Source organism: Microbacterium sp. 5K110 (assembly GCF_005774735.1).
Taxonomy (GTDB): Bacteria; Actinomycetota; Actinomycetes; order Actinomycetales; family Microbacteriaceae; genus Microbacterium.
The window spans coordinates 1-3,991 of the sequence record NZ_VBUM01000141.1; the positions used below are offsets into that span (position 1 = coordinate 1).

At 70.4% G+C, this 3,991-nt stretch carries 3 protein-coding genes; all 3 read right to left on the bottom strand.

Features of this window, described 5'->3' with window-relative positions; all coding sequences use genetic code 11:
- Nucleotides 1-948 (bottom strand): CPBP family intramembrane glutamic endopeptidase (locus FE256_RS17540; protein WP_138178214.1); only part of this gene is annotated, 948 nt, incomplete at its 3' end.
- A gap of 136 nt (nt 949-1,084) precedes the next feature.
- Nucleotides 1,085-1,573 carry a 30S ribosome-binding factor RbfA gene (gene rbfA, locus FE256_RS17545; protein WP_138178216.1) on the bottom strand — a complete coding sequence of 163 codons (489 nt, stop codon included), beginning with the start codon at nt 1,571-1,573 and terminating at the stop codon, nt 1,085-1,087.
- 67 nt (nt 1,574-1,640) lie between these two features.
- Nucleotides 1,641-3,991: translation initiation factor IF-2 (gene infB, locus FE256_RS17550; protein ID WP_138178218.1), on the bottom strand; the 2,351-nt coding region annotated here is incomplete at its 5' end.

A 3,991-nucleotide genomic window follows, 5' to 3' on the forward strand; every position in this document is an offset into this window, starting at 1 on the left:
CACCGGATCGGGGCCGAGCGTGGCGTTCACCCGGTCGGCGCGGAACTGCCCGGTCAGAGCGAGCACCGCGATCACGACGGCGAACACGCCCCACACGATGAGCCCGAGGGGTCCCGCGACCACCGGCGACGGCGTCGGCGAATCGGTCGCGACGACGAGCGTCCCCAGCCCCGCCGAGGCGTTGAACGCCCCGTGGGCGAACACCGCCGGCCAGACCGACGCGGTGCGCAGCCGCGTCCATCCGAGCAGGATGCCGAACAGGGTGCAGGCACCGATCATCAGCACGACACCGAGCACGTTCGACTCCAGGAAGTTGTAGCCGAGGAGGATCAGCGGGCTGTGCCAGAACCCCCAGAACGCGCCCGAGATCAGCAGCGCCGGCCAGACGCCGAGGGGGCGCAGCGCGGGGAGCAGGAACCCGCGCCAGCCGAGCTCCTCGCCGAACGCGAACGGGGCGTTGATGACCGCGCCCACCGGGATCATCGCGAGCTGCACGCCGACGAGCAGTTCGACCGGCGGCAGCGGCGTGCCGGCGGGGACCGAGGCCTCCAGCAGCTGCCGGAATCCCGAGAAGGTCACGATGTCGAAGCTCGCGACTCCGAGCACCCCGACGACAGCGAGTCCCACGGCCACGAGGATCGGCGCGGCGAAGATGACCGCCACGCACGTCCACACGGTTCGCGCGGCCGGTCGCAGCGGCCACATGCCGAGTTCGCGCAACACCGCCCGTGCCCCGCGGCGACCGAGGGTCCGACGCTGGACCGCCAGCGCCGCCAGCACCCCGAGTCCCGGGGTGACCATCATCGCCGCGGCGGTGAGACCGAGGAACGGGTCGGCCAGGCCTTGGCCGCGCAGCCACACGGGCAGGGCGATCAGCCACGACAGCGCGACCGAGGTCACGGCGAAGACGAGGATGGCGGGCCAGTCGGGGCGAGACGAGCTGTGCATACCTCGACCCTAGGAAGGACCGGATGCCGGCGCCTCCCCCGCGCGACGGAGACCGGCGCACCCCTGACCCTCGCGGGAAGACGAACGGCCGGATGCCGCCCGAGGGGGTGGCATCCGGCCGTGTCGATCGCGGACGTCAGGCGCGCGCGTCCACCTCGTCGGTGTCGTCGGTGTCGTCTTCGTCCTCATCGGCGTCGTCCTCGTCGAACTCGCGCGGCTTGACGTACGGGTCCGCCTCGCCGGCGTATGCGGCGCCCGCGGCGAGACCGGCCACCGACTCGTCGCGCTCGCGCGCTTCGCGCAGCAGCGCCGAGATGTGATCGGCGTTCTCGGGGATGGCGTCGAGGATGAACTCCAGCGACGGCGTGAGGCGCGTGTTGAGGTTCTTGCCCACCTCGCTGCGCAGCATGCCGGTCGCGGACTTCAGCGCGGCGGCGGTGTCGGCGCGGTGCGCCTCGTCGCCCATGACGGTGTAGAACACCGATGCGTGCTGCAGATCACCCGTGACGCGCACGTCGGTGATCGTCACGAAACCGAGCCGCGGGTCGCGCAGCCCCTTCTCGAGACGCTCCGCGAGAACCACGCGGATGCGGTCCGCCACTCGGGCCTGTCGTTCCCCTGCCACTTTCGTTCCCTTTCTCCGGAAGACGGAGCGGGGGCCGCGCCCGAAGACGCGACCCCCGCTCGACGGATCAGCCTCGAGGCTTCTCGACCATTTCGGTGGTCTCGATCTCGTCGCCGATCTGGATGTCGTTGAACTTGCCCAGGCCGATACCCGCCTCGAAGTCCGTGCGGACCTCGGTGACGTCGTCCTTGAAGCGGCGCAGCGACTCGATGGCCAGGCCGTCGGCCAGCACGACACCGTCGCGGATGACGCGGGCCTTGGCGTTGCGCGTGATCGTTCCCGACCGCACGATGACACCGGCGATGTTGCCGAACTTCGAGGAGCGGAACACCTCGCGGATCTCGGCGACACCCGACTGGACCTCTTCGAACTCCGGCTTGAGCAGGCCCTTGAGCGACTGCTCGACGTCGTCGATCGCGTTGTAGATGACCGAGTAGAACCGGACGTCCACACCCTCGCGGGCGGCACGCTCGCGGGCCTTGGTGTCGGGGCGGACGTTGAAGCCGATCACGATCGCGTTGTCGATCGTGGCCAGGTTGATGTCCGACTCGGTGATCGCACCCACACCGCGGTGGATGATGCGCAGCTGGACGCTGTCATCGACCTCGATCTTGAGCAGCGACTCCTCGAGCGCCTCGACGGCACCCGACACGTCACCCTTGATGATGAGGTTGAGCGACTCGACCTTGCCCTCTTCGAGAGCACGGGTGAAGTCCTCGAGCGAGATGCGCTTGCGGGCCTTGGCCAGCTGGGCGTTGCGCTCGGCGGCTTCGCGCTTCTCGGCGATCTGGCGCGCGGTGCGGTCTTCCTCGGTGACGATGAAGACGTCGCCGGCACGCGGGACCGAGTTGAGGCCCTGCACCTGGACGGGACGCGAGGGGTAGGCCTCGTCGACCGCGTCGCCGTTCTCGTCCATCATCGCGCGGACGCGGCCGTAGGCCGTACCGGCCACGATCGCATCGCCGACGCGGAGCGTTCCCGACTGGATCAGCACCGTGGCGACCGAACCGCGACCCTTGTCGAGCTTCGCCTCGATCGCGACACCGCGGGCAGCCTTGTTCGGGTTGGCCGTCAGGTCGAGACCGGCGTCGGCCGTCAGCAGCACGGCGTCCAGGAGCTCCTGGATGTTCGTGCCCTGGCGGGCCGAGACGTCGACGAACATGACGTCGCCGCCGTACTCCTCGGCGACCAGACCGTACTCGGTGAGCTGCTGGCGCACCTTGGCGGGGTTGGCATCCGGCTTGTCGACCTTGTTGACCGCGACCACGATCGGCACATTGGCCGCCTGGGCGTGGTTCAGGGCCTCCACCGTCTGGGGCATGATGCCGTCGTCGGCGGCGACCACGAGGATCGCGATGTCGGTCACCTGCGCACCACGGGCACGCATGGCGGTGAACGCCTCGTGACCCGGGGTGTCGATGAAGGTGATCGCGCGCTCGATGCCCTCGTGCTCGGTCCAGATCTGGTACGCACCGATGTGCTGCGTGATGCCACCGGCCTCGCCCGCCACGACGTTCGTCTGGCGGATGGCGTCGAGCAGTCGCGTCTTACCGTGGTCGACGTGGCCCATGACGGTGACCACGGGAGGACGGATCTCGAGGTCGTCCTCGCTCTCGGCCTCCAGCTCGGCGTCGAGGTCGAGACCGAAGCCCTCGAGGAGCTCTTTGTCTTCGTCCTCGGGCGAGACCATCTGGATCTTGTAGCCGAGTTCGGCGCCGAGGACCTCGAAGGTGGCCTCGTCGAGCGACTCGGTCGCGGTGGCCATCTCGCCCAGGTTGAACAGGATGGTCACGAGCGTGCCGGGCTGCACGGTGTAGCCGCGCAGCGCCTCGAGCTTGTCCGCGAAGTCGGCGATGGAGGCACCGCGACGCAGGCGGATGATCTCGCCGTTGCCCTTCGAGACGTTGACGCCGCCGACGACCGGCGCCGACCGCATCTCGAATTCCTGCCGCTTCGCCCGACGCGACTTACGCTGCTTGGACTTGCCGCCGCCCTTACCGAAGGCACCCGCGGTGCCACCGCCGGGACCGCGGCCACGGCCGCCGCCACCACCGGGACGACCGGCGAAACCGCCACCGGGAGCACCGCCACCGGGGCGCTGGAACCCGCCACCGGCACCGCCGGGACGACCGGGGCCGCCGGGACGCTGCTGGAACGGAGCACCGGGACGACCGCCGCCACCGGGACGACCGGCACCACCGGGGCGCGGGGCACCGGGACGCGGGACGCCGGGACGCGGAGCCTGGGGACGCGGGATGTTACCGGGGGTCGGGCGCTGGCCCATGCCCTGAGCCGAAGCGAAGGGGTTGTTACCCGGACGCGGGCCGGCGGGACGCTGGCCCATGCCCTGCGCCGAAGCGAAGGGGTTGTTGCCGGGACGTGCTCCACCCGGACGCGGGGGCGCGCTCGGGCCGGGCT